Origin of the sequence: Kushneria phyllosphaerae (assembly GCF_900312995.1) — a bacterium.
Lineage (GTDB): Bacteria > Pseudomonadota > Gammaproteobacteria > Pseudomonadales > Halomonadaceae > Kushneria > Kushneria phyllosphaerae.
On sequence record NZ_ONZI01000031.1, the window covers coordinates 1 to 424 of the forward strand.

At 50.9% G+C, this 424-nt stretch carries 1 pseudogene; it reads right to left on the minus strand.

Going from position 1 to position 424, the window contains the following annotated elements:
* Positions 1–424: pseudogene (gene bglA, locus KSP9073_RS17320) on the minus strand (6-phospho-beta-glucosidase BglA); the annotation flags it as partial.

Sequence of the window (424 nt, forward strand, 5' to 3'; positions counted from 1 at the left end):
GTGTGTAGCCCATCAGATCCACGCCATCGTAAGTCACCGCTTTTTTCATCTCTTCGATATGGGCGCGCAGGTAGTCAATGCGGTAGTCGTCGTTGATGCTGCCATCTTCTTCCACTTTGTCGTAAGCGCCAAAACCGTTTTCGACAATAAACAGCGGCCTCTGATAACGCTCATACAGTTCGCAAAGTGCATAGCGCAGACCTACTGGATCAATCTGCCAGCCCCAGTCAGATGCTTTAACATACGGGTTTGGTACGCTGCCTTCAAAACCAGAGATCGCATCGCCGGTGCCGCCTTCGGCCTTCACTGCATTGGTCATGTAATAGCTGAAACCAAGATAATCGCAGGTGCCTTCACGCAGCACATCCAGATCGCCGTCTTCTATTTTGATGTTAAATCCGCGACGCTCCCACTCGTTCAACAC